General features: G+C 72.7%; 21 protein-coding genes and 1 tRNA gene. 12 read left to right on the top strand and 10 right to left on the bottom strand.

Annotation, left to right across the window (positions count from 1 at the left end; translation table 11 throughout):
* Positions 1-5: 5 nt before the first annotated feature.
* Both BJ965_RS24355 and BJ965_RS24360 read left to right on the top strand, forming a co-directional pair.
* Complete coding sequence (locus tag BJ965_RS24355) at positions 6-275, top strand: hypothetical protein (RefSeq protein ID WP_184910744.1); 270 nt, start codon at positions 6-8, stop codon at positions 273-275.
* Between the two features lie 99 nt (positions 276-374).
* The gene (locus BJ965_RS24360; RefSeq protein WP_184910746.1) at positions 375-1,466 is read left to right on the top strand and encodes an LLM class flavin-dependent oxidoreductase; all 1,092 of its coding nucleotides are present in this window, start codon (positions 375-377) and stop codon (positions 1,464-1,466) included.
* On the opposite strand, the gene BJ965_RS24365 is transcribed toward BJ965_RS24360, so the two are convergent.
* A complete protein-coding gene (locus tag BJ965_RS24365) occupies positions 1,442-3,301 on the bottom strand; it encodes a putative bifunctional diguanylate cyclase/phosphodiesterase (protein WP_184910748.1) in 1,860 nt (619 codons plus the stop codon). The genes BJ965_RS24360 and BJ965_RS24365 overlap by 25 nt on opposite strands.
* A 307-nt stretch (positions 3,302-3,608) precedes the next feature.
* Between BJ965_RS24365 and BJ965_RS24370 the strand changes: the two genes are divergently transcribed.
* Positions 3,609-4,874 (top strand): M6 family metalloprotease domain-containing protein, encoded by a 1,266-nt coding sequence (locus BJ965_RS24370; RefSeq protein ID WP_184910750.1) that lies wholly within the window; start codon positions 3,609-3,611, stop codon positions 4,872-4,874.
* A gap of 134 nt (positions 4,875-5,008) precedes the next feature.
* Here BJ965_RS24370 and BJ965_RS24375 read toward each other — a convergent pair.
* The 7 genes from BJ965_RS24375 to BJ965_RS24405 form a co-directional block, all read right to left on the bottom strand.
* A tRNA-Lys gene (locus tag BJ965_RS24375) sits at positions 5,009-5,082 on the bottom strand.
* Complete coding sequence (locus BJ965_RS24380; RefSeq protein ID WP_184910752.1) at positions 5,073-5,765, bottom strand: bifunctional DNA primase/polymerase; 693 nt, start codon at positions 5,763-5,765, stop codon at positions 5,073-5,075. Before BJ965_RS24380 ends, BJ965_RS24375 begins: the two co-directional genes overlap by 10 nt.
* A gap of 133 nt (positions 5,766-5,898) precedes the next feature.
* Positions 5,899-6,267 carry a hypothetical protein gene (locus BJ965_RS24385; RefSeq protein ID WP_030838006.1) on the bottom strand — a complete coding sequence of 123 codons (369 nt, stop codon included), beginning with the start codon at positions 6,265-6,267 and terminating at the stop codon, positions 5,899-5,901.
* Between the two features lie 238 nt (positions 6,268-6,505).
* Positions 6,506-7,840 carry an AAA domain-containing protein gene (locus BJ965_RS24390; RefSeq protein WP_184910754.1) on the bottom strand — a complete coding sequence of 445 codons (1,335 nt, stop codon included), beginning with the start codon at positions 7,838-7,840 and terminating at the stop codon, positions 6,506-6,508.
* On the bottom strand, positions 7,837-9,429 hold the full coding sequence (locus BJ965_RS24395) for a hypothetical protein (protein ID WP_184910756.1): 1,593 nt from the start codon (positions 9,427-9,429) through the stop codon (positions 7,837-7,839). Before BJ965_RS24395 ends, BJ965_RS24390 begins: the two co-directional genes overlap by 4 nt.
* Positions 9,420-10,574 carry a hypothetical protein gene (locus tag BJ965_RS24400; protein ID WP_184910759.1) on the bottom strand — a complete coding sequence of 385 codons (1,155 nt, stop codon included), beginning with the start codon at positions 10,572-10,574 and terminating at the stop codon, positions 9,420-9,422. Before BJ965_RS24400 ends, BJ965_RS24395 begins: the two co-directional genes overlap by 10 nt.
* The gene (locus BJ965_RS24405) at positions 10,525-11,517 is read right to left on the bottom strand and encodes a phosphatase PAP2 family protein (RefSeq protein ID WP_184910761.1); all 993 of its coding nucleotides are present in this window, start codon (positions 11,515-11,517) and stop codon (positions 10,525-10,527) included. Before BJ965_RS24405 ends, BJ965_RS24400 begins: the two co-directional genes overlap by 50 nt.
* A 200-nt stretch (positions 11,518-11,717) precedes the next feature.
* Here BJ965_RS24405 and BJ965_RS24410 point away from each other — a divergent pair, with 200 nt between their 5' ends.
* A complete protein-coding gene (locus tag BJ965_RS24410; RefSeq protein WP_184910763.1) occupies positions 11,718-12,341 on the top strand; it encodes a histidine phosphatase family protein in 624 nt (207 codons plus the stop codon).
* Between the two features lie 52 nt (positions 12,342-12,393).
* Here the strand turns inward: BJ965_RS24410 and BJ965_RS24415 are convergent, their stop codons facing one another.
* The gene (locus tag BJ965_RS24415) at positions 12,394-13,845 is read right to left on the bottom strand and encodes a hypothetical protein (RefSeq protein ID WP_184910765.1); all 1,452 of its coding nucleotides are present in this window, start codon (positions 13,843-13,845) and stop codon (positions 12,394-12,396) included.
* A gap of 297 nt (positions 13,846-14,142) precedes the next feature.
* On the opposite strand from BJ965_RS24415, the gene BJ965_RS24420 reads away from it, so the two are divergent.
* On the top strand, positions 14,143-14,538 hold the full coding sequence (locus tag BJ965_RS24420) for a hypothetical protein (RefSeq protein ID WP_184910767.1): 396 nt from the start codon (positions 14,143-14,145) through the stop codon (positions 14,536-14,538).
* Between the two features lie 237 nt (positions 14,539-14,775).
* Positions 14,776-15,645: a spermidine synthase gene (locus BJ965_RS24425; protein ID WP_184910769.1), complete on the top strand. Its 870-nt coding sequence runs from the start codon at positions 14,776-14,778 to the stop codon at positions 15,643-15,645.
* Between the two features lie 73 nt (positions 15,646-15,718).
* On the opposite strand, the gene BJ965_RS24430 is transcribed toward BJ965_RS24425, so the two are convergent.
* The gene (locus BJ965_RS24430) at positions 15,719-16,249 is read right to left on the bottom strand and encodes a hypothetical protein (protein ID WP_184910771.1); all 531 of its coding nucleotides are present in this window, start codon (positions 16,247-16,249) and stop codon (positions 15,719-15,721) included.
* Between the two features lie 131 nt (positions 16,250-16,380).
* Here BJ965_RS24430 and BJ965_RS24435 point away from each other — a divergent pair, with 131 nt between their 5' ends.
* The 6 genes from BJ965_RS24435 (at position 16,381) to BJ965_RS24460 (ending at position 23,270) form a co-directional block, all read left to right on the top strand.
* Positions 16,381-17,079 carry a response regulator transcription factor gene (locus BJ965_RS24435; protein ID WP_184910773.1) on the top strand — a complete coding sequence of 233 codons (699 nt, stop codon included), beginning with the start codon at positions 16,381-16,383 and terminating at the stop codon, positions 17,077-17,079.
* The gene (locus BJ965_RS24440; RefSeq protein ID WP_184910775.1) at positions 17,076-18,473 is read left to right on the top strand and encodes a sensor histidine kinase; all 1,398 of its coding nucleotides are present in this window, start codon (positions 17,076-17,078) and stop codon (positions 18,471-18,473) included. Before BJ965_RS24435 ends, BJ965_RS24440 begins: the two co-directional genes overlap by 4 nt.
* Positions 18,474-18,659: 186 nt before the next feature.
* Positions 18,660-19,973 (top strand): ABC transporter substrate-binding protein, encoded by a 1,314-nt coding sequence (locus BJ965_RS24445; RefSeq protein ID WP_184910777.1) that lies wholly within the window; start codon positions 18,660-18,662, stop codon positions 19,971-19,973.
* Positions 19,974-20,004: 31 nt separating this feature from the next.
* Positions 20,005-20,988, top strand: a complete 984-nt coding sequence (locus tag BJ965_RS24450) for a carbohydrate ABC transporter permease (RefSeq protein WP_184910779.1) — start codon at positions 20,005-20,007, stop codon at positions 20,986-20,988.
* Positions 20,985-21,926 (top strand): carbohydrate ABC transporter permease, encoded by a 942-nt coding sequence (locus BJ965_RS24455; protein WP_246545972.1) that lies wholly within the window; start codon positions 20,985-20,987, stop codon positions 21,924-21,926. Before BJ965_RS24450 ends, BJ965_RS24455 begins: the two co-directional genes overlap by 4 nt.
* A gap of 27 nt (positions 21,927-21,953) precedes the next feature.
* On the top strand, positions 21,954-23,270 hold the full coding sequence (locus BJ965_RS24460; RefSeq protein ID WP_184910781.1) for a glycoside hydrolase family 36 protein: 1,317 nt from the start codon (positions 21,954-21,956) through the stop codon (positions 23,268-23,270).
* The last annotated feature ends 40 nt before the right edge of the window (positions 23,271-23,310 follow it).

Consider the following 23,310-nt stretch of genomic DNA (forward strand, 5'->3'; position numbering starts at 1 on the left):
CTCCGATGGCCGAATCGGGCCCGTTCAGATCCTCTGCAAGCGCTGTCCAGCTGTCCGGGCGCCTGCTGTGCTGGAGCCTGGCCGCGGCCATGGCCGCGGCCGCAGCGGACGCCTTCCTCCACCCCCACCTGAGCTGGTGGGGTGTCGTATGGCCGCTGCCCTGGTGGTCCACCTGCCTCGCCGCTCTCGCGTGGGCCGTCCTGCGGGCCCGTGAGAAGGCCGACCGCACGCCCCCGCAGGACAGTGCCCGGAGCGACTGGGAGCAGGCCGCCTGACGGTCCCCGGCGCACCGGCCGGGAATAACCGGAGACAGTCCCCTGTTAGAGCCGGAACGAGAGCACGACAGCACACGGCCCACAGCAGGAGGCACCCCCGTGGCGGCAGACGAGATACGCGGCGCAGTACAGGGCAGCGCCCCCGTCCCCCTCTCCGTACTGGACCTGGTCACCGTGGGGGCCGGCCGCACCGCCTCCGACGCCCTGCGCACCAGCGTCGACCTGGCCCGCCTCGCGGAGAACCGCGGCTTCCACCGGTACTGGGTCGCCGAGCACCACTCCATGCCGGGCGTGGCCTCCTCGTCCCCGGCCGTGATCCTGGCCCATCTCGCCGCCCACACCGACCGCATCCGGCTCGGCTCGGGCGGTGTGATGCTGCCCAACCACGCCCCGCTCGTGATCGCCGAGCAGTTCGGCACGCTGGAGGCCATGGCCCCGGGCCGGATCGACCTCGGCCTCGGCCGCGCCCCCGGCACGGACGGCGCCACGGCCGCCGCCCTGCGCCGCACGGACCGGCTCAACGAGGGCGCCGACGACTTCCCCGAGCAGCTCGCCGAGCTGACCCGCTTCCTCGACGACGACTTCCCCGACGGGCACCGGTACCGCCGTATCCACGCCGTGCCGGGCCCGGTCCAGGCCACGTCCCCCGGCGGCGTCCAGTCCCCGCACCGCCCGCCGCTCTGGCTGCTCGGCTCCTCCGGCTTCAGTGCCCGTCTCGCGGGTGTCCTCGGGCTGCCCTTCGCGTTCGCGCATCACTTCTCGGCGCAGAACACCGTCCCGGCCCTGGACCTGTACCGGGAGTCGTTCCGGCCCTCCGCCGTGCTCGACGAGCCGTACGCCCTCATCGGCGTCTCCGCGCTCGCCGCCGACGAGGAGCGGGAGGCCCGCCGGCAGGTGCTGGCCGCCGCCCTCAGCATGGTCCGGCTGCGCACCGGCCGCCCCGGTCTCGTGCCCAGCCCGGAGGAGGCGGAGGCCTACGAGTTCAGCCCCATGGAGCGCGACTTCGTCGACTCCTGGAACGCCAACGTCATCCACGGCACCCCCGACGAGGTCCGCTCGGGCCTCGACGACCTCGCCAAGCGCACCGGCGCCGACGAGCTGATGATCACGGCCAACGCGCACGGCGGGGACGTCCGGCTGCGCTCCTACGAACTCATCGCCGATGCCTACGGGTTGCCGACGCCCGCCTGAACGTCCGGTGTGTCCAGCAGTTCGGAGATACGATCCGGCGACACCGGGCGGGAGTACAGCCAGCCCTGTCCGGTGTCGCAGCCGATGCTCCGCAGCCGCGTCGCCTGTGCCGAGGTCTCCACGCACTCGGCCGTGACGGTCAGCCCGAGCCGGTGCGCTAGCTGGATCATCGCCTCGACGACGACCTCGTCGGCCGGGTTGGCCCGGGCGGCCGCCTCCCGGTCGTCGTACTGGAAGCCGCGGACGAAGGACCCGTCCAGCTTCAGCACCGACACCGGCAGCCGGCTGAGGTACGCCAGGTTCGAGTAGCCGGTGCCGAAGTCGTCGATGGCGATCCGCACGCCCATGTCGCTGAGCGCCTTCAGGGTCTGGAGCGGGCGGCCCGCCGAGCCCATCACGGCCGATTCGGTGAGCTCCAGCTGGAGCAGGTGCGGGGCGAGCCCGGTCTCGGCCAGTGTCCCGGCGACGTCCGCCACCAGGTCCGAGTCCCAGACCTGCCGAACCGCCACGTTCACGCTGACGAAGATCGGCGGCTCGTCCGGGTGGTCCAGCTGCCATCGGCGGGCCTGCCGGCAGGCCGTACGGAGCACCCAGCGGCCCAGCGGGACGATCGAACCGTCCTCCTCCGCCAGTCCGATGAACCGATTCGGCGTCAGTACGCCGAACTGGGGATGGTTCCATCGGATGAGCGCCTCGACCCCGTGCAGCCGGTCGTCCTCCATGCCCACCAGCGGCTGGTACTCCAGCCGGAACTCGCCCCGGTCGATGGCCGGGCGGAGTGTGGAGGCGAGGGCCTGACGGGTCATGCGGTGGGCGTTGCGCTCCGGGTCGAACAGCGTCCAGCGGGCCTTGCCGTCGGCCTTCGCCCAGTACAGCGTCGTGTCGGCCGCCTGCATCAGCGCGGTGGGGGTGGTGCCGGCCGCGTGCCGCTCGACGACGCCGATGGACGCCGAGACCGACAGTCGCTGGCCGGCGATGTCGAACGGGTCCTGGACCGCCCGCAGCGCCGACTCGGCCAGTTCGGCCAGCTGTTCGGTGCCCGTGGAGTCCTCGACGAGCAGCGCGAACTCGTCACCGCCCAGCCGGGCCACCAGCGGAATGCTGGTCCGTGCGTGGCCGGCCTCGTCCGCGCAGCGCGTCAGGCGCTCGGCGACGGCCGCCAGCAGCCGGTCCCCGACGCGATGGCCGAGGGTGTCGTTGATGGCCTTGAAGCCGTCCAGGTCCAGGTAGCACAGCCCGATCCGGCCCGTGCCGCTCTGCTCGTAGGACTCCGCCTCCAGCGCGGCCGACAGTCGTTCGAAGAACAGGGTGCGGTTGGGCAGCCGGGTCACCGGGTCGTGCATCTGCAAGTGCCGCAACCGGGCCTGGAGTTCCCGGCGGGCGCTGATGTCGGCGACCGACAGCAGCACACCGTCGTCCTCGGCGGGCAGCGGGGCGACCGTCACCTGCACCCACAGCGAGTGCCCGTCGGGGTGCTTGAGCCGGCGCGCGCAGCGCAGCCGGGACTGTCGCCCGCGCAGCACCTCGCGGTACGCGTGCCAGGTGCGGGCGTCGGAGGTGAGGTCGACCAGGTCGGCGGCGACGGACCCGGCCAACCCGTCCGGGCTGCGGCCGAGCAGCGCGGCGAGGGCGTCGTTGGCACTGACGACCGTGCCCTCGCGGTCCACGACGGCCATGGCGAGCGGGGCGGCCGCGAAGGCGGAGCGGTAGGGCCGCGGGGTCGGGGGCTCGGTACGGGGAGACGTGTCGATCTCACTCTCTGTGACGACCGGCCGGTCCAGGTCTGCCGCGGGCGCCGGCCCTTCGGAGGTTCCGCTCACCGCTCGCTCCCGCATGTATTCGATCTCTGTCCGTGCAGGAAAGGTCAGGAAAGTGTGCCGATCATAGAGGCTGGCCCCAGGGCCTTCCAGCCGGTGTCCAGTCTCCCCGGCCAACCGGCCCTTCTGCCAGATCGTTTCTGCACGCACCTGGACGGCTTCTTCAGGCCCCCGACCAGTTGTGACGTTCTGTGAGTGCTTCGGGGGTGTCGGCTTCCGTGATTTTTCGCCCCCTTCACCCGACCGGTGCAGGCAAACAGGACGCAGTACGACAAATCATCACAGGCTGGGTGCGGTGTCCCGCGAACCGTACCCGGAGGTACCCGTGCCGCGTCCGTTTCCGCGCGCCCGACTGCGCAGTACCGCGGCCGTGTTCACCACCATGTCCGCGCTCGCCGCCACCTCCCTCGGTGCCGGCCCCTCGGCGGCAGGGCCCGACTCCGCCGCGCCCTGCGCCCTGACCCGGACCGACGCCCACCACTCGGAGGGCCTGGACACCTGGAACGCCGCCTATCCGCGACCGGCCCGGTCCCTGGACGCGGTCATGGTCTTCCTGTCCTTCCCCGACGCCCACCCGCTGACCACCCCGCAGGAGCTGACCGCGGACCACTTCCCGGCCACCACCCGCTTCTTCGAACGTGCTTCCTATGGCCGTTTCACCCTGCGCCCGCACACGCTGCGGCACTGGATCCAGATGCCGAAGCCGTCCACCGCGTACGCCATACAGCGCGACTGGAAACCCGAGCACCGGTCCGCGTACCTGCGTGACGCCCTCTCCGTGGCCGACCCGCGGGTCGACTTCTCGCGCTACGACGTCGTGTACTTCGTCGCCGACCCGGACGCGCCCGGCGTGGACTCCGACGCGACCAAGGTGGTGAACCTGACGAGCCCGCTGCGGGCGGACGGCACCGACCTGCGCCGCATCGTCACGGTGTTCGAACAGCACCCCCCGGACCGGCTCGTCCTCGCCCATGAGACCGGGCACGTGTTCGACCTGCCCGACCTGTACCACCGGCCCGCGGACGGCAAGGGTGACTGGGACACACACGTCGGCGACTGGGACCTGATGGGCAGCCAGTTCGGACTGGCCCCCGACCTCTTCGCCTGGCACAAGTGGAAGCTGGGCTGGCTGGATCCGCGGCAGGTCCGGTGCGTCCAGGACGCCGGGCCGGCCCGGCTGACCCTGGAGCCGCTGGCGGCGGGGCCGGGGATGCCGACGACGGGGGCCGCGGGGGCGCAGGCCTTCGGTCTCGGGCGGGGCACCAAGCTCGCGGTGGTGCGGACGGGGCCCGACAGCGTGCTCGCCCTCGAGGCGCGGGGGCCGGTGGGCAATGACGCGGCCGCGTGCCGGCAGGGGGTGCTCGTGTACCGGGTGCGGGGCGGGGCGCAGTCCGGGGGCGGCCCCGTCGAGGTGATCGACGCCCATCCGCGCACCGACGCGTGCTGGGAGGACTCCGTCTACCCGCCCCTCGCGGACGCGCCGATCGGCATCGGGGAGAGCTTCACGGTGCCGGGGGAGGGAGTGCGGGTGGAGGTGGAGGGGCGTACGGCTTCGGGGGCGTGGACGGTGAAGATCGCGGTGGGGCGTTGAGGGGACGGCGGTGTGACGCCGGGAGGTGGGGGTGTGGGTGGCGAAGCCCCCACGGCGCGCGGCGAAACCGCGCGGAAACGACGGTGGCGGCTTGCGTTCGCGTTGTCTGCGAACACAAACCGCCACCGGCACAGTGCGCCGCCAGGGACTCGAACCCCGGACCCGCTGATTAAGAGTCAGCTGCTCTAACCAACTGAGCTAGCGGCGCCTGCTGACGTCGTAGACCTTAGCATCCTGGTCGGCGGGAGGAAAAATCGAAATCCGCACCGCCGAGCGGGCCGCCCGGACGGCCGCCCAGAGCAGAACTTCGGGGCCGGGGAGCCAGGGCTGACGGGTGTCCGGGGCGACGAGCCAGCGGGAAGCGGAACGGGCGGGGGCGGGGGGCCGGGCGGGTTGCGCAGTGGTGGGGGCGGCGCTCCGCGACGAGGCCGGAACGGTGAGGGAGGCGCTCTCCGACGGGGCCGGGGCGGCGGGCCAGATGCTCTCCGACGGGGCCGGGACGGTCACCGCGTCGCCCGTGCCATGGCACAGCAGCGGCGGTACGGCGTCCGTACGGGTGGCTTCCCTGCCGCCCCGTGCGCCCCACTCCTCCCACTCCAGCAGCGCGGGGAGCCGCTGAGCCGTCCCCGGGGCGGCGAACAGCAGCATCCGTCCACGGAACTGCGCGACCGGACCCGAGCCCGGACCGTCGTCCCACAGCCGGTCGAGCATGCGCCGGCCGAACATCGCGGGCGCGCTGACCACGTCGAAGACCGACCCGCAGGGCAGTACGACCGGGGCGTCCGGCCGCTCCTCCCAGAGGGCGAGCGTGCTTCGCGGATACGTTCCTGCCGAGGCGAGCCAGGCGGCCCCGTCCGGGGTGACATCGGAGGCGTTCCATGCGCTGCTCATGGCATCCAGGTGTACCCGCCGTGAGCGCCCGGTTCCCGAGGGTTGCGGGAAATCGGGACAGGAGGGGGTGGGAGGGAGTATCTTGCCCGCCTGGCATATGCCAGGTGATCGGGAAGGGGCCGACCCTGCCGTGTCAGGCGGATTCGCCGGGCCCACGGCCCTCGGCGTCGCCCCGCATCAGGTCCCGCCCGAACTCGACCATCTTCTTGGCGTAGTCCTCGGTCCACTCGGCCCGCTCGGCGATGTCCGCGGTCGTCAGCCGGTCGAACCTGCGCGGATCGGCCAGCTGCGCCGCCGCCATCGCCTGGAACTCCACCGCCCGGTCCGCCGCGGCCCGGAACGCCAGCGTCAGCTCCGTCGCCCGGGCCAGCAGGGCCCGGGGGTCGTCGATCGACTCGAGGTCGAAGAAGTGCTCAGGGTCGGAGGCCGCCTCCGCAGGCTCGAAGAGCAGGGGCGCGGGGCGTAGCCGCGATTCGTTCCGACGCGGCGTGGGCTCCGCCATGTCTTCTCCTCCTCGTACGTCGCGCTGACCCTCCCGGTGGAGTGGGCCACCGTCCATTGTCTCGCGGGCGCGCAAGTGGGCATCGCGGTAGTGGGTACGGCCGCCACACCACCCGGCGTTCGCCAGGGCCTCCCGGACCCGCACTGTTCCGGCCAGATCAGGACCGCCCCGGGACCCGGTGTGCCGCCCTCCGGCCGCCGGTGGGTCGGGTGGAAGCAGGTGCGTCCGAGGGCGGCGGTCACGGTCGCCACTCCACCCGGTGCTCCGCCAGGTGCGCCAGCACCGCGTGGTTCGCCTCCCAGCCGTCCGGGAACTTCACCACCGTCCCCAACTGCACCGGCTCCATGGACGGATAGTCGTCCAGCAGGTCGGTGACCCCCGCTCGGCAGACCACGATGCAGGCATGCCGGTGGCGGGAGGCCAGGACGCAGAGGCGGCCCGTCTCCAGGTGGAAGGCCGTGGCGTCGGGGCGGCCGGAGAGGGGGTGGAGGACCACCGTGACGTCGTACTCGCGGCCCTGCAGCCGGTTCGCCGTGTCCACGATCACGTCGGCGACGCCGAGGCCGGCCAGGGCCGAGCGGACCGCGGCGGCCTGGTCCCGATGCGCCGTGCCGACAGCGATCCGGTCCGCGGTGAGCGGCGAGGCGACCGGAGAGCGTTCCGAGGTCGCCGCGCCCGTCCGGTCCAGCAGGCGCCGTACGACGGTCGCCACCGCGAGTACCGCCTCCGGGTCCGTGCGCGGGGTGTGCCGTGCGGGCAGCTCCAGAAGGCCCCAGCCCGACTCGGCCGCCTCGTCGATCACCCGGTCGGGGCCCGAGCCGTCCGACGGCACGCCGAAGGCCAGGCTCCGGTCGCCGGGGCCGGTGCCGCTACGGAACGGCGTGTACGGGTAGAACGCGTCCGAGACCAGGGGTGCCGCGGAGGCCGGAAGCCGCCAGGAGACCGGCAGCCGGTGCTGGGGCAGGTCCGGGTTGTGCGCGAGCAGGGTCGTCACCGCCGAGCCCGACGGGTCGTACGTGAGGCCCGCCCACTGCTCGCTGCCGACGATCGCGAACGGGTCGAGCTGTCCCGGGTCGCCCACGAACAGCGCCCGCTCGAACAACCCGGCCACGGCGAGCAGCGCGTCCGAGCGCATCTGGTAGGCCTCGTCGACGATCGCGTGCCGCCACGGCTCGTCGACCTTGACGTGCGCCCACTTCGCCGCGGTCGAGATCACCACGGCCTGCCCCGCCAGGTCACCCGCCTTGGCCGACTTGCGTACGCTCGGCAACTCGTCGAGCGCCTTGTCGTACGGGTCGGAGTCGCTGCTGTGCAGCCGGCCCACCGGCAGCTCGGGGTTCTTCTCGGCGAGCCGCAGGACCAGGTCGTCGACCTGGGCGTTGGTCTGCGCGACCACCATCAGCGGGTGACCGGCCTCGGCCAGTTCCAGGGCCGCGCGGACCACCAGCGTGGACTTGCCCGCGCCCGGCGGGGAGTCCACGACGACACCGCGCGCGGTGCCGTGCAGCGTGTCGTGCAGGATCGCGTCGGTGGCCCGGGCCGCGGCGGCCGAGGGGTCGAACACCGTGGTCACAGCACATCCTCCTCGGTCACCGGGTCGGCCGCCTCCAGGGCCGGCTCGCCGGGCGGCCCGCCGTGCGTCCACGGCGTGTCCTCAGGGTCGGGCAGCTTCGCGCCGCCCCGCTGCTCGTGCTCGAAGAGGGTGAAGCAGACCCGGTCGCCCTTCTCCGGCACCGAACCCGGCTCGGGCTCCTTGCCGCGGCCCATCTTGTCCAGGACCCGCAGGACGACGTACGCGCCGTCCTCCTCGGCCGCGACGAACTCGGCCGACTGCGGCTTCCCGCCCAGCGACCGGTACACCTTCGTCCGCTCGCCGAGATGCGGCCGGTCGTCCGTGCGCACCGTCACCAGGGGGCGCGGGCTGGGCCGCTTGCCCTCGCTGTACGCCATCACGACATCGGTGACCTCACCCGCGAGCGCCTCCCCGGACAGCCGCCGGCCCGCCATCACCAGCGGGTCGTCGAGGGCCTCCTGCGCCTCCAGCCGGGCCTGTTCGCGCTCACGCGTGGCGAGCTTGTTCGCCGCCGTGACCGCGTCGTCTCGGCGCGGCTGCGGGGGCTCCCCGGCCAGCACCCGGTCGCGGTGACCGGTGAACGACCAGCGGTCGCGGGTCCACCGCTCCTCGACGCGTGCCCCCTCGGGCAGCTCCCGCAGCAGGTCCAGGCCCCGCCAGACCGCGTCCCAGGTGGGCCGGGTGCGGCTGAGCACCAGGTCGCGGATCTCCCGCTCGGCGGCGCTCAGCGCCCCCAGCCGGTCGTCGGCCTCCAGGCCGTCCTCTGCGGCGGCCAGGGCGGTGCGGGCCCGGTCGTAGCGCTCGATGGCCGGGGCGAGCAGTTTGTTGTCGAACGCCGGGTCGGTCGCCGGACCTGCCGGCGGGCACGTCAGCTGGCCCTGCGCGTCCCGCTCCAGCTCGGCCCGCAGCGCGGCCTCGGCGCCGGTGACGCCCTGAGGCGGGTCGATCCAGGCGAGCAGCGCCCCCAGATGCTGGTCCTCCAGGGTGGACTGCCCGGTCACCCAGTGCCGGCCCAGGACGTCGGTCATCGCCAGCAGCAGCGAGGAGCCGGGCACCCGGGCCCGCTCCCCGAAGTGCGTCAGCCACCGCCCGAGCAGCGGCACCCGCGGCGGTGCCGGAAAGGGAGCCTCCGGATCCTGCTCCGCCGTACGCCGGAACCGCGTCGAGCGCCCGAGCAGCCGCACCAGGTCGATGCCCGCGCGGCTCGGCACGATCAGCTGCGGCGCGTCCGCGCACAGGTCGACCTCGACCTTGACGCGCTTGCCGGTCTCCGGGTCGGTATCGGTGCGCTCGGCGGCCTCCACGGCCTCGGCGAAGGAGTCGACGTACGGCAGCACGACGTCGGCCAGTTCGGCCAGGAACGCGAACCTGAGGTCGCGGTCACGGGGCTGCGGTACGGCCAGCAGACGCGGCGCGTCCCGGTCGGTGCCGACCAGCGCGCCCAGCGGGGCCCCGGCCTCACCGGCGGTGGTGAGCGGCACGAACACCAGCGGGCGCTCGCCGAGATGGCGGTGCCGGACGGTGGCGGCGGGCTGGGCGCGGCCCGTGCTGACGGCTTCGAGGCGGGCCAGGGTGGAGATCAGCGACACGTCGCCTCCAGCGCCTCGGCGCGCAGGGCGGCGGCCCGCCGCAGGGCCGCCACCGCCGGGTCGGCGGGATCGCCCGCCTCGCCGCGGGCGGCGGCCAGGACGTCCTCGACGGTCGTCAGACCGCCCAGTTCCGCGCGGACCGGGCGCCCGAGCGACGTCACCTCGCCCTCCTGGCGGGACCGGGTGCGGCAGTGGAAGGCCAGCTCGCACGCGGACAGGCACTCGGGCGCGTAGGTCGCCGGGACCGACTCCACGGCCGCCGTCAGCTCCTCGGCGGGCAACTCGGGCGAGAAGCACGTGCCCTCGGGGAGCGCGCCGGCGATGTCCTCGATACGGGTCAGCCGGGCCAGCTGGCGGGCCGTCACCGCCCGCTGCTTGCGGATGTCCACGGCGGACGCCGCCGGCAGGTTGGAGAAGTCCCTGGGGCAGACGAGCAGCACCCGGTGCCGCACCCGCGGGGCAGCGGCCCCGCCCTGGGCGGACCCCTCCGGCTCCGCGCCGAGACGGGCCGCGACCTCCTCCAGCGCCAGCACGTACACCGCCGCCTGCCGGGCCGCCGCCCCGACCTTCGCCGGGTCCGCCGAACCGTCCAGCAGGGGGAAGGACTTGATCTCCACGACCGTCCAGCTGCCGTCCGGATGCACCACCACCGCGTCCGGCTCCAGGAAGGCGGGAGAGCCCGCGACGTCCAGCGCGAGCATCGGATGGTCGAGCAGCGTCCACGCCCCCGGGTGCGCGGCGGCCTCCCGCAGCTCCAGCTCCGTACGGGCCGTGCGCCCCTGGGGCCCGGCCGCCGTCAGGTCGGGCACGCGTGCGTCGGAGGGCGGTTCGGCGGACCGGTCGAGCTTGTCGTGCACCAGCCGCAACAGCTCCGCGCCGCCGTCGGCCTTGACCTTCGCCTCGAAGGCGTTGCCTCGGGTGAGCGCGAACTGCGACTGCCCGAAGGCCGACGGCGAGCCCAGCGCGCTCGCCACCGCCGCCTTGTTCACTCCGGCGCCGTCCAGGATCGCGCGCCGCGCACAACCGGGGTTGGCGGCCAGCGCCGCAAGGGCGCGGGCGTCCAGCGCCTTCGCGGGTACGTCGGGGCCGCGCAGCTCAGCGAGCTGCTGCCGGAGCGCCGTCCCCCGCGTCCTTGGGAGAGGCACCCGGCTCGGCTCCGTCTTCGAGCCGTGACTCGCGCTGCCGTGGAATTCGCTCACCCGCGGAAGTCTGGCATCCGGCACTGACAATCGAGGAACCCGCGGCGGAGGAGTCCGCCGCGACCGGGGCGGAGGCTGTGGCGGAGGAGTCCGCCGTGACCGGTGCGGCCGACGGCACGAACCGTGCCTTGACCCGGTCCGCGGTGCGCATCACGACGGGGGCCAGCAGCAGGCCGACGCCCATGACGGCCGCCCCTGCGACCGCGTCGAGGAAGTAGTGGTTGGCGGTGCCCATGACCACGATCGTCGTGATCAGCGGATAGGCGACGGCGGCGGTCCTGGTCAGGCGCGACCCGCCGAAGCGCCACAGCATCACTCCGCACCACAGGGCCCAGCCCACGTGCAGACTCGGCATGGCCGCGTACTGGTTGGTCATGTCCCCCATGCCGCGCGGGGCGCTCGCCGCCCCGCCCCACCAGCCGTACGAGCTGTACTGCGCCATCGTGTCCACGAAGCCGTGGCTCGCGTCGAGGAGCCGGGGCGGGCAGGTTGGCAGCAGTGTGAAGCCGATCAGGCCGATGAGGGTGGACGTCATCAGCCAGGTGCGCGCGGCGCGGTACCGCACGGCCCGGGAGCGGAAGAGCCACACCAGGACGGCCGGAGTGACCAGGTAGTGCAGCGACGCGTACCAGAAGTCGGCGGGTATGCCGATCCAGGCCTCGCGCGTGAAGAGGCGGTTGAGCGGGTGCTCGAAGTTGAGGTACAGCGCCTTCTCGAAGCGCAGGATCGTCAGACCGTGGTCGACGGCGCCGGAGACGTCGCCGCGGGCGAGGAGCCGGCCGGCCGAGTAGAACCCGTACACCAGAAGGATCAGCGGCAGCTCGGTCCACCAGCGCAGCCTGGGCGCGGGGGCCGCCGCCTCGGTGCCCGGTGTCTCGGTGTGCTGCATCCGATCGTCCTCCCCCTTCGTCATCACGCGTAGCCCGTTCGGCCGTGTCACTTTACGGTGTGTGCGCCCGCCCCGGGGGGCGCCTCCGGCCCTCAAAGACGCAGAGATCGCCCCCCGGGTTGCCCGCGGGAGGCGTGCGCGATGATGGAGGAGTTCCCCATGCGTCGTTCTTCTCGCTTGTTCTTCCGGAAAGGTGCTCCATGCCCGCGCGCATCCTGCTGGCCCGCCACGGACAGACCGAGTGGTCCCTGTCCGGCAAGCACACGGGCAGGACCGACGTGCCGCTCCTGGAGGAAGGCCGACGCGGCGCGAAGCTGCTCGGCGAGCGCCTGCACCGGGCCCCGTACGAGGGCCTGGCCGGCGTCGAGGTGCGCACCAGCCCGCTGGCACGCGCGCGTGAGACCTGCGAACTGGCCGGCTTCGGCGACCGCGCGCGCACTTGGGACGCGTTGCTGGAGTGGGACTACGGGTCGTACGAGGGCATGACCCCCGCGGACATCCAGGCCGTCCGGCCCGGCTGGCTGATCTGGCGCGACGGGGTCCCGGGCGGGGAGTCGCTCGCCGAGGTCACGGCCCGGGCCGACGAGGTGGTCTCCTGGGCCCGCTCCGAGGACCGCGACGTCCTGGTCTTCGCCCACGGGCACATCCTGCGCTCCATCGGGGCGCGCTGGCTCGGCCTGCCGATCGACTTCGCGGCCCGGATCCGGCTGAACCCGACGTCGCTGTCGGTGCTGGGCTGGGCCTACGGGGAGCCGGCGATCGAGAGCTGGAACGACCTGGGGCATCTCGCGCCGGACGTGCCGGACGTCGCGCGGCGGGCGTGACGTCCGCGACATTCCCTCAGGTCATCCGCGGTCCTCAGGTCATCCGCAGTCCTCAGGCCATCCGCGGCGAGGAGGCGTGCCGCTCCAGGAACGCCGAGACCCCGGAGGCCCTGCGGTGCGGCAGCATCACCCGCGCGGTCGCCGCGAGCATGGTCTGGACGCGGGACGACTGGACCTCCTCCAGCAGATCCAGCACCCGCATCCCCGCCACCGCCGCCTCGTCGGGCCGGCCGCCGCGCGCGAGGTCGTCCGCCAGCTCCGCCGTGTAGAGGGCGATGTTCCGCGTGAAGTGCGGATCCTGCAGCTCGGCGGCGCGCCGTGCGTGCCGTGCCGCCCGGGGCCAGTCGCCCAGCGTGGACCAGCACTGCGCCTCCAGGCCCTCCAGTTCGGCCTCCCCGTAGAAGCTCATCCACTCGGGATCGGCGTCCGAGGGGCCCCGCTCGAAGAAGGCCTGCGCCCGGGCCAGTGCCTGCTCGCAGCCGACGCGGTCGGCCAGTCCGGCCCAGCCCCCCGCCTCGCGCAGCGCGAGCAGCGACATCAGCCGGGCGGAGCCCACCGGCCGGGCGACGCGCTGCGCGGCCTGGGCCGCCCGGACCGCCTCGCGGGGCCGGCCCGCGTCGCGCGCCAGGAACGCCGTGTTGCAGAAGGCGTGCGCCTCAAGGCCCGCGTCGCCGGTCATCCGGGCCGTCGCGAGGGCTTCCGCGTAGTGCGAGCGGGCGTCGTCGAAGCGGCCCGAGTCGTGGGCCAGCCAGCCCACCGAGATGGCCAGTTCACCGGCACCCGAGTAGAGCCGGTCCGCCGTGGTCTGCCGGGTCGTCCCGGCGTCCAGCAGGGCGTAGGCGGCGCGCAGCGGGGCGGCGGCGCGACGGTAGAGGCCGTCCGCCCCGTGCCGGTCGTCGAGCAGCCGGATCCGGCGGACTGCTTCTTCCAGGGCGCCCGCGTCGCTCGCCCCGGCGCGGTGCACGGGGCGCTGTGCCGCCGAGGCGTCGCGGGCGAGGCCGACAGGCCCCAGTGAGGCGGCGGCCACCGTGGCGCCTCCGCCGGTCATGAACGCGCGACGTAGCACGTCGCTCTCCTCGTAGGTGTCGTGCGGGTGGTGCGGGTCGTACGGGTTCTGCGTTTCATACGGCTCGCACGCCCCGCTGGTCTCACTCGTGGCGTTCGCCGGGTTCGCGGTGCGCGTCGGGGGCGCGTCCTCGGTGTCGCGCGCCCGGCGTCCGCGTACCGACGAGCGGGGCGCGAACCCCAGGTCGGCGAGTGTGCGGCCTGGGTACATGTGCAAGAACACCCGTTCGTACGCGTAGTTGGGGCAGCGGATCTCGCCCGCCTCGACCCGGCCGATGTACCGCGCGTCACAGCTGACCTGCTCGCCGATCTCGAGCCCGGCCCGGCGGACCGCCGCGGCGAACTCGGCCGGTGAGCGCTGTCCGCGCAGTCGCCGGAAGACGAGGTTCGGCCGTGGTGGCCGTTGGGGTTGGGACGAGGTCATCGTTGACGACGCCATGGCCGGGTCCTCCCGTGCGAACCGTCGAACCATGCCGGATGCAGAGCGACTTGTCGCGAGTTGTCCGCATGGTCGGCCCTGTGTCCGGCGGGCAAGAACGTACCTGCTGTGATGGAGTCACCACGCTGGGTTTGGCTACAAACCGGATATCTCATCCGTGATCTGCCATGAAGTGCCATCCTTTGCGGCTGACTTCCGCCGTAGCCGTTGACGGTCTGCCGCGTTGAACCTCGCGGACCGGGAGGCCCCCATTCCCGACCGCTCGTCCAAACAGGGGTTTTCGTGGTGGAGGCCGGGATGGAGACCAGCCGGATCAACGATCCTCGTACGCCGCCGGGTGCGCCGGTGGCCGGTTGCGATGTGGTTACGGTGCCGGCGCGGCAGGGGCTGGAGGCTGTCGACATCCTGCGGCGCGGGCCAGGAGACACGGTGGGACCGGTACTGCACGACGACGGCGGTGACACCCTGGGCTTCCTGGTGCCGCCGGGGACGGCCGCCGCGTGGGACCTGCCGGGGAGCACCTGCACGGAGACCGACGGACGCGGAGCGACCCTGGCGCCCGAGCCTCCCGTGGCGGGCTCGGACTGGCTGCTGCCGCCCGGTGAGGCGGACCTCGCGACCGATCCCGCGGTGCTGCGCGAGGCCCTGGGAGAGGCCGCCCGGATGATCAAGGCGGCGGACAGCTGCCGCTGAGGGGCTCCCGGACTGCTGCCGCTGAGTCGCTCCGGGACTTCTGCCGCCGACGGCCCCCGGGGCAGCTGCCGCCGAGGAGCCCCCGGCACTGCTGCCGAGGAGCCCCCGGCACTGCTGCCGAGGAGCCCCCGGCACTGCTGCCGAGGAGCCCCCGGAACTGCTGCCGCTCCGCCGCCTCAGCATGCCGGGCCGCGGGAGCGTACGCCCTGCTTAACAGCCCACCCCGATAATGACCCCATGGGAAAGTCCAAGGGCGGCCGGCGCAGACAGGCCGGTGCGGAGGCCGTCGTCGAGAGCGTCGACGGCGGGCTCGCCGAGCTGATCCCCGACCGCGAGCGGACCCGGGCCTGGACCCTGGTGATCGACGGGGCCCCGCAGTCGCACGTCGACCTGGACGACCCGGCGTACCTGTCCTTCGAGTACCAGCGCCGCCTCGGGCACGTGATCGACCTCGTCGCCCCGCCCGGCCGGCCCGTGCACGCCGTGCACCTCGGCGGCGGCGCCCTCACCCTCGCCCGCTACGTCGCCGCCACCCGGCCCCGCTCCACCCAGCAGGTCGTCGAACGGGACGGCACCCTCGTCCAACTGGTCCGCCGCGAGCTGCCGTTGGATCCGAACGCGCGCATACGGGTGCGCTCCACCGACGCCCGCGAGGGTCTCGCCAAGGTGCCCGACGGCTGGGCCGACCTCGTCATCACCGACGTGTTCAGCGGGGCCCGGACGCCGGCCCACCTGACCTCGACCGAGTTCCTCGACGACGTGCGCAGGGCCCTCAAGCCCGGCGGGGTCTACGCCGCCAACCTCGCCGACGGACCGCCGCTCGCCCACCTGCGCGGCCAGATCGCCACCGCCGCCGCCCGTTTCGAGGAGCTCGCGCTGGTGGCGGATCCCGCGGTGCTGCGCGGCAAGCGCTTCGGGAACGCGGTCCTGGTCGCCTCCGACCACCCGCTGCCCGTCGCCGAGCTGACCCGCCTCGCCGCCTCCGACCCGCATCCCGCCCGGGTCGAGCACGGCAGGACCCTCACGGACTTCACCGGTGGGGCCGCGCCCGTCACGGACGTCGCCGCGGTGGCGTCGCCCGCACCACCGGCGTCGGTGTTCAGATGACCCCCGACGGCACCCGGCGGACGCCGGTGCCCGCCGACGGCCCTCGGCAGGCGCCGATCACCACATACCGCACTCAGTAGGTCCCGATCTCCACCCGCGGCGGCCCGTCGTGCCAGGTGCAGAACACCGACACCCGGTCCGCGCCCGAGGAGAACTCCACGCGGATCCACGACTCCGTCTTCCACACCTGCATCGACCAGCCCGCGCCGGGCGTCGCCGAGACCAGCGAGGCGGAGACCTTGCCCAGGTCGAAGACCGCCCGGCCGCCGTCGGTGTCGTAGCTCCTGACCCGGCCGGAGGCGGCGGCGGGGGAGGTGCCGGGCGAGGACGAGGACGGCGTGGGGGAGGGGCTCGGCTTCCCGGACGCGGACGCCGGAGGCGCGCTGCTCGGCTCCCGCCGCTTCGGCGGAAGCGCCCGTTCCGGCTCCGGCGTGGCCGGCGCCCTCGGCTCCCGGGTGGACGCGTCGGCGGCCTTGATGGGCAGGGCGCGCGGCGGGTCGTAGGCCGTTCCCGCCATCACCGTGTGGACACCCCACCACGACAGCGTGACCGCCGCGCCCGTGGCGAGCAGCCAGGCCAGTCCGTGTACGAGTCCTCTGCGCATCGCGGGCCATACTGCCTCACGCGTCCCACGCGGTGTCCACAATCGGGGTCGTCCGAGGGTCGGTTGGCCCCAGCCGGGGAGTTGTCCACAGGCCCGCACCCGGCTGTTCGAGATGGCGTACGGTGCGGCGCATGGCAAGTGTGCTCGTGGTCGAGGACGACCAGTTCGTACGCTCGGCGCTGATCCGGCACCTGACCGACGCCTCGCACACCGTGCGCAGCGTCGGGACGGCGCTGGAGGCGCTGCGCGAGGTCGCCCATTTCCGCTTCGACGTGGTGATCCTGGACCTCGGACTGCCCGATCTCGACGGGTCCGAGGCCCTGAAGATGCTGCGCGGGATCACGGACGTGCCGGTGATCGTCGCCACGGCCCGGGACGACGAGACGGAGATCGTACGGCTGTTGAACGCCGGGGCGGACGACTACCTGACCAAGCCCTTCTCGGTCGAACACCTCTCGGCCCGGATGGCGGCCGTGCTGCGCCGCGCCCGCTCCGGCGCCGCGGAAGGGGGGCCGTCCCCCGTGATCCGGGTCGGGGGCCTGACCGTCGACCCGCTGCGCCGCCAGGCCGAGCTGGACGGCGCCCGACTCGACCTCACCCGCCGCGAGTTCGACCTGCTCGCCTTCCTGGCGGGCCGGCCCGGCGTCGTCGTCCCCCGCAAGGAGCTGCTCGCCGAGGTGTGGCAGCAGTCCTACGGCGACGACCAGACCATCGACGTCCATCTGTCCTGGCTGCGCAGGAAACTGGGCGAGACGGCGGCCAGCCCGCGCTATCTGCACACCCTCCGGGGCGTAGGGGTGAAGCTCGAACCACCGGGGGCGCCGCGATGAGGTGGGCCCTGGTCAAGGTGTCGCTGGCGGTGACCACCATGGTCGTGCTGGCCTTCGCCGTGCCGCTCGGACTCGTCATCCGCGAGATGGCCCGCGACCGCGCCTTCTCCAACGCCGAGCGGGAGGCCGCGGCGGTCGCCCCCGCCCTGTCCATCACCACCGACCGCGACCAGCTGGAGCGGGTCGTCGCCTCGGCCGGCTCCGACGCGGGGATGGCCGTGCACCTTCCGGAGGGAGACGGCCAGGAGGCCCTCGAACTGGGGCGGCGGCGCGCCGCCGACGAGGAGATCGCGGCCGTGCGGAAGCTGGGCCGCGCCTCCACCACCGGCGTCACCGGCGGCTGGACGCTGCTCCAGCCCGTCGCCCTCAGCACCGGCAAGATCGCGGTCGTCGAGGTGTACGTGCCGGAGTCCGACGTCACCAACGGCGTGGGGACCGCCTGGGCGGTGCTCGCCGGGGTCGGGGTGGCGCTGATCCTCGGCTCGGTCGCGGTCGCCGACCGGCTGGGCGTCCGCATGGTCCGGCCCGCGCAGCGCCTGGTCGAGGGGGCTCACGAGCTGGGGGAGGGCCGGCTCGGTGCCCGCGTGCCCGAGGAGGGCCCGAGCGAACTGCGGCTCGCGGCGACCGCCTTCAACTCGATGGCCGACCAGGTCGTCCAGCTCCTGGCGAACGAGCGGGAGCTCGCGGCCGACCTGTCCCACCGGCTGCGCACGCCCCTGACCGTGCTGCGGCTCAACACCGCCTCGCTCGGCGAGGGACCCGCCGCCGACCAGACCCGCACCGCGGTCGAGCAGCTGGAGCGCGAGGTCGACACCATCATCCGTACGGCCCGGGAGGCCAAACCGCAGACGGCCGCGGTCGGTCCCGGCGCCGGGTGCGACGCGGCCGAGGTGGTCCGGGAGCGGATGGCGTTCTGGTCGGCGCTCGCGGAGGACGAGGGCCGCAAGTGGCGGGTGGCCGGGGCCGACCGGCCGGTGCGCATACCCGTGGCCCGCGCCGACCTGGCCGCCGCGCTCGACGCGTTGCTGGGGAACGTCTTCCGGCACACGGCGGAGGGCACCGCCTTCGCGGTCGACGTGCACAACGGCGAGGACGCGGTGATCGTCCTCGTCTCCGACGCGGGCCCCGGCATACCCGACCCCGAGGCCGCGATGGCGCGAGGCCGCGGCTCGGGCAGCGACGGCTCCACCGGGCTCGGCCTGGACATCGTGCGCCGGCTCGCGGAGTCCACCGGCGGGGACGTACGGCTCGGATCCTCGGTGCTCGGCGGCACCGAGGTGCGGGTCTGGATCCAGCTGGACGGCCGCGCTCCCGCGAGCGGAGGGCACCGGCAGCCGCGGCGCCGCCGCCCCGGCAGGCTCGCCGCCGCGTACCACCGCTCCCGGTCCCACTGAGCGCTCCGCACCGGCGGTCTTCACGGGACGGTCACGTTTCGACAAATGAAGGGGACGGCTCTTGACGCATGACCGGACATGCGGCTGTCATTGCGCCACCGTGTTCGGTCAAGTTGATTTCTGGTCGATTACGGCTGGATTTCACGCCACACCCTCGTGGCCGAACCCTGCCCTCAGGAGCCGTCCATGCACGACCTCTCTCCCTCCGGTTTCTCCCTCCCCGCTCCCAGCCGCCGCACCCTGCTGCGAGGAATGGGCGGTGCGGCCCTGCTCGGCGCCGGCATACCCCTGCTGAGCGCCTGCGGCGGCAGCGGCTCGTCCGCAGACCCGAAGACGGTCAGTCTCGGCTCCAACTCGTCCGACGCCGTGCCGAAGAAGGCCTTCGCGGAGATCTACGCCGCCTTCACCAAGAAGTCCGGCATCAAGGTCGACGTGAACACCAAGGACCACAACACGTTCCAGGAGCAGATCAACTCCTACCTCCAGGGCACGCCCGACGACGTGTTCACCTGGTTCGCCGGCTACCGCATGCAGTTCTTCGCCTCGAAGAAGCTGGCCACCCCGATCGACGACGTGTGGCAGAAGATCGGCGGCAACTTCCCGGAGGCGATGCAGAAGCTCAGCAAGGGCGAGGACGGCAAGTACTACTTCGTGCCGCTGTACACGTACCCGTGGGCGGTGTTCTACCGCAAGAGCGTCTTCGACCAGCACGGCTACAAGGTCCCCACCACCTGGGACGACTTCGTCGCCCTGTGCAAGCGGATGCAGAAGGACGGGCTCGTCCCGATCGCCTTCGGCGACAAGGACGCGTGGCCCGCGATGGGCACCTTCGACCAGATCAACTTCCGCACCAACGGCTACGACTTCCACGTCGAGCTGATGGCCGGCAAGGCCTCCTGGACCGACCCCAAGGTGCGCAAGGTCTTCGACCACTGGTCGGAGATCCTGCCCTACCACCAGGAGGGGGCGGTGGGCCGCACCTGGCAGGACGCGGCGCAGACGCTGGTGGCCAAGAAGGCCGGCATGTACCTGCTGGGCACCTTCGTGGGCCAGCAGTTCACCGACAAGGCCGACCTCGACGACCTGGACTTCTTCGCCTTCCCGGAGATCGACCCGCAGTTCGGGCAGGACACCGTCGAAGCGCCCACCGACGGCTTCATGCTCTCCAAGGCCCCGAAGAACCGCGCCGGCGCCGCCAAGCTCCTGGAGTACCTGGGCACGCCCGAGGCCGAGCAGATCTACCTCAAGGCCGACTCCAGCGTGGTCGCCGCCTCCACCAAGGCCGACACCTCCTCCTACACCGCGCTGCAGAAGAAGTCCTTCGAGATGATCTCCGGCGCGAAGAGCCTGACGCAGTTCATGGACCGCGACTCCCGCCCGGACTTCACGTCGACGGTGATGCAGCCCGCCCTGCAGAACTTCGTCCGCAACCCGAAGAACGTCGACAGCATCCTCTCGTCGATCGAACGCCAGAAGAAGACGATCTTCGCCTCCTCCTGACCAACGGAGACCCGACGACTCGGATCACGACATGACCGCCACCCCCGCGAAGGCTCCGGAGCCGGCCACCTCGCCGGCCCCGGGGCCCGCCCCCACGTCCCCGACCGCCAAGGCGCCCCACGGCCACCGGCGGCTGCTCACCCGCCGCGACCGCGTCACGCTCGGCCTGATGGCGGGCGTGCCCACGATCCTGCACGTCGCCCTGGTGTGGCTGACGGCGCTGGCCTCGATCGCGCTGGCCTTCACCACCTGGGACGGCATCGGCTTCGACTCCATCACGTGGGTCGGACTTCAGAACTTCCGTGAACTGTTCACCAGCAACCCGCAGTTCTGGCCCGCCGTCGAGCACAACGTCATCTGGTTCGTGGTGCTCATCCTGCTGCCCACGCCCTTCGGCCTGTTCCTGGCCGTGCAGCTGGACAAGAAGATCCGCTTCAGCCGCGTCTACCAGACCGCGTTCTTCCTGCCGGTCGTGATGTCGCTGGCGGTCATCGGGTTCGTCTGGCAGCTGATCTACAACCCGGACACGGGCCTGATCAACAGCCTGATCGGCGCCAACAAGCCCGGTCACTACATCGACTGGATCGGCGACCCGGACCTCAACCTCTGGGCGATCCTCATCGCCGCGTCCTGGCGGCACGCCGGCTACATGATGATCCTCTACCTGGCCGGCCTGAAGAGCGTCGACCCCGCCCTGCGCGAGGCGTCCGCCCTGGACGGCGCCAGTGAGTGGCAGACGTTCAAGAACGTCGTCTTCCCGACCCTGCGCCCCACCAACACCGTGGTCCTGGTCGTCACCATCATCGAGGCGTTGCGCGCCTTCGACCTGGTCTTCGTCTTCAACAAGGGCGCCCAGGGCACCGAACTGCTGTCGATCCTGGTGACCAACAACATCATCGGCGAGTCCAGCCGCATCGGCTACGGCTCCGCGATCGCCGTCGTCCTGCTGGTGATCTCGCTCGCGGTGATCATCCCGTACCTGATCGCCACCTTCCGGAAGGAGCGGCGCGCATGAGCTCCCACCCGTCGCCCACCACCACCCTGAACGTGGCGCTTCGCGCCGCCCCTTTGAACTCTGGCGCCCCGCGCAAGCAGCGCACCCCGATCCGCCCCGCCCGGATCCTGCTGCACACCTTCCTCGTCGTCACGGCGCTGGCCTGGCTCGCGCCGCTGCTGTGGGCGATGCTCGCGGCGATGCGCCCGTACGCCGAGACGAGCGCCAAGGGTTACGTCTCCTGGCCCGACAAGCTGAGCTTCGACAACTTCATCAACGCGTTCCAGCAGTCGGACATGCTGCACTACTTCGGCACCACGCTGCTGATCGCCGTCCCGGCCGTGCTGCTGACGCTGCTGCTGTCGTCGATGGTCGCCTTCTACGTCAGCCGCTTCGACTTCCGGGTCAACCTGTTCCTGCTGCTGGTGTTCACCGCCGGCAACCTGCTGCCCCAGCAGGTCATCATCACCCCGCTGTACCGCCTGTACCTGCTGATCGACCTGCCCGGCATCACCATGAGCGGCAAGCTCTACGACTCCGCGCTCGGCCTGGTGCTCATCCACGTGGCGTTCCAGTCCGGGTTCTGCGCCTTCGTGCTGAGCAACTACATGCGCTCCCTGCCGCACGAACTCACCGAGGCCGCCCTGGTCGACGGCGCCTCCGTCTGGCGCCTGTACTGGCAGATCGTGCTGCCCCTGTGCAAGCCCGCGATGGCCGCCCTGGCCACGTTGCTGTCCATCTGGATCTACAACGACTTCTTCTGGGCCATCGTCCTCATCTCCACCGGCGAGAACATGCCCATCACCTCGGCCCTGAACAACCTCTCCGGCCAGTACTTCACCGACCCCAACCTGGTCGCCGCCGGCGCCCTGCTCACCGCCGTCCCCACCCTGATCGTCTACTTCGCGCTCCAGCGCCAGTTCGTCAGCGGCCTCACCCTGGGCGCCAACAAGGGCTGACGGCCCACTCCCCGAAAGAGAACCTCCGTGCACCAGCCCTTCACCCCGGTCGCCTCCGTGCCGGTCGACCCCCGCAAGGCACGCGTCCACGAGGAGGGCTGGCAGTCCTGGAGCCCCAGCGGCGCCTACGCCCTCGGCGCGACGCCCCATCGCCCGACGAACGCCAACTGGGCGACCGTCTGCTACCGGCCCGGCGTCACCGTCCCCGAGGGCACCTTCCAGGGCGAGGGTCTGCTCGCCCTGGACCCCGGCGACGGCTCGCCGGTCCGGCTCTGGGCGGCGGCCGAGCCGACGCGTGAGGTGCCGTCGATCCGGCTGGTCACCGGGGACGGAAGGGTCGCCGAGATCAGCGCCGACGGGCCGGTGAAGGAGTGGACCGGCCCGGACATCCAGTCGGTCCTGGGCGACTGGGCCACCGGCCTCGGCCTCGACACGCCCCGCCCGGCACCGACCGTCTGGTGCTCCTGGTACGAGTACTTCACGGCCGTCACCGAGGACGACATCCACGAGAACCTCCGCGCGATGGACACCCTCGACCTGCCCGTCGACGTCGTCCAGATCGACGACGGCTACCAGCGCGCCCTCGGCGACTGGCTCACCCTCTCCGGCCGCTTCCGCTCCCGCGCCGGCATCGCCGAGAAGATCCGCTCCCGCGGCCGCCGCGCCGGCATCTGGACGGCCCCGTTCCTCGTCGACCCGGCGAGCGACCTGGCCGCAGCGCACCCCGACTGGCTGGTCCGCGACACCACCGGCGGCTTCGCGCACGCCGGCCGCAACTGGGGCCACGACCTGCGCGTCCTGGACACCACTCACCCGGACGCGGCGGCGTACCTGACCGAGGTCTTCACGACGCTGCGCGCGGAGGGCTACGACTACTTCAAGACCGACTTCCTCTACGCGGGCGCCCTGGACGGCGTACGCCACGCGGACACCGACGCCCTCACGGCCTACCGGGCCGGCATCGCCCTGATCCGCGATGCCATCGGCGAGGACGCCTACCTCCTGGGCTGCGGCGCGCCCCTCCTGGCCTCCATCGGCCTGTTCGACGCGATGCGCGTCAGCCCCGACACGGCACCCCACCGCCGCCCGGAGGCCGATGACCACAGCCAACCCGGCCAGGACCCGGCCGAGTTCACCGGAGCGGCCCGCCAGTGGCAGCACCACCGCCTCTGGACCAACGACCCGGACTGCCTGATGGCCCGCCCGGCGGTCGAGACCCGCGAACGGTGGGCGGCGCACGTGGAGTCCACCGGGGGCCTGATGGCCTCCAGCGACCGTCTGCTGTCCCTGGACCAGTGGGGCGTGGAGACGACCCGCCGGCTCCTGTCGGGCAGCCACCGCTGAGAGACGGCCGGGGCGCGGCACTCCCCTAATGGTGCCGCGC

The sequence above is a fragment of the Streptomyces luteogriseus genome (assembly GCF_014205055.1).
Lineage (GTDB): Bacteria > Actinomycetota > Actinomycetes > Streptomycetales > Streptomycetaceae > Streptomyces > Streptomyces luteogriseus.

What these genes read in the sequence shown, in the direction of transcription:
- BJ965_RS24355 (WP_184910744.1), top strand. Translation starts at nt 6, where the DNA reads ATGGCCGAATCGGGCCCGTTCAGATCCTCTGCAAGCGCTGTCCAGCTG.
- BJ965_RS24365 (WP_184910748.1), bottom strand. Translation starts at nt 3,301, where the DNA reads ATGCGGGAGCGAGCGGTGAGCGGAACCTCCGAAGGGCCGGCGCCCGCG.
- BJ965_RS24380 (WP_184910752.1), bottom strand. Translation starts at nt 5,765, where the DNA reads ATGAGCAGCGCATGGAACGCCTCCGATGTCACCCCGGACGGGGCCGCC.
- BJ965_RS24385 (WP_030838006.1), bottom strand. Translation starts at nt 6,267, where the DNA reads ATGGCGGAGCCCACGCCGCGTCGGAACGAATCGCGGCTACGCCCCGCG.
- BJ965_RS24405 (WP_184910761.1), bottom strand. Translation starts at nt 11,517, where the DNA reads ATGCAGCACACCGAGACACCGGGCACCGAGGCGGCGGCCCCCGCGCCC.
- BJ965_RS24410 (WP_184910763.1), top strand. Translation starts at nt 11,718, where the DNA reads ATGCCCGCGCGCATCCTGCTGGCCCGCCACGGACAGACCGAGTGGTCC.
- BJ965_RS24415 (WP_184910765.1), bottom strand. Translation starts at nt 13,845, where the DNA reads ATGGCGTCGTCAACGATGACCTCGTCCCAACCCCAACGGCCACCACGG.
- BJ965_RS24420 (WP_184910767.1), top strand. Translation starts at nt 14,143, where the DNA reads ATGGAGACCAGCCGGATCAACGATCCTCGTACGCCGCCGGGTGCGCCG.
- BJ965_RS24425 (WP_184910769.1), top strand. Translation starts at nt 14,776, where the DNA reads ATGGGAAAGTCCAAGGGCGGCCGGCGCAGACAGGCCGGTGCGGAGGCC.
- BJ965_RS24430 (WP_184910771.1), bottom strand. Translation starts at nt 16,249, where the DNA reads ATGCGCAGAGGACTCGTACACGGACTGGCCTGGCTGCTCGCCACGGGC.
- BJ965_RS24435 (WP_184910773.1), top strand. Translation starts at nt 16,381, where the DNA reads ATGGCAAGTGTGCTCGTGGTCGAGGACGACCAGTTCGTACGCTCGGCG.
- BJ965_RS24440 (WP_184910775.1), top strand. Translation starts at nt 17,076, where the DNA reads ATGAGGTGGGCCCTGGTCAAGGTGTCGCTGGCGGTGACCACCATGGTC.
- BJ965_RS24445 (WP_184910777.1), top strand. Translation starts at nt 18,660, where the DNA reads ATGCACGACCTCTCTCCCTCCGGTTTCTCCCTCCCCGCTCCCAGCCGC.
- BJ965_RS24450 (WP_184910779.1), top strand. Translation starts at nt 20,005, where the DNA reads ATGACCGCCACCCCCGCGAAGGCTCCGGAGCCGGCCACCTCGCCGGCC.
- BJ965_RS24455 (WP_246545972.1), top strand. Translation starts at nt 20,985, where the DNA reads ATGAGCTCCCACCCGTCGCCCACCACCACCCTGAACGTGGCGCTTCGC.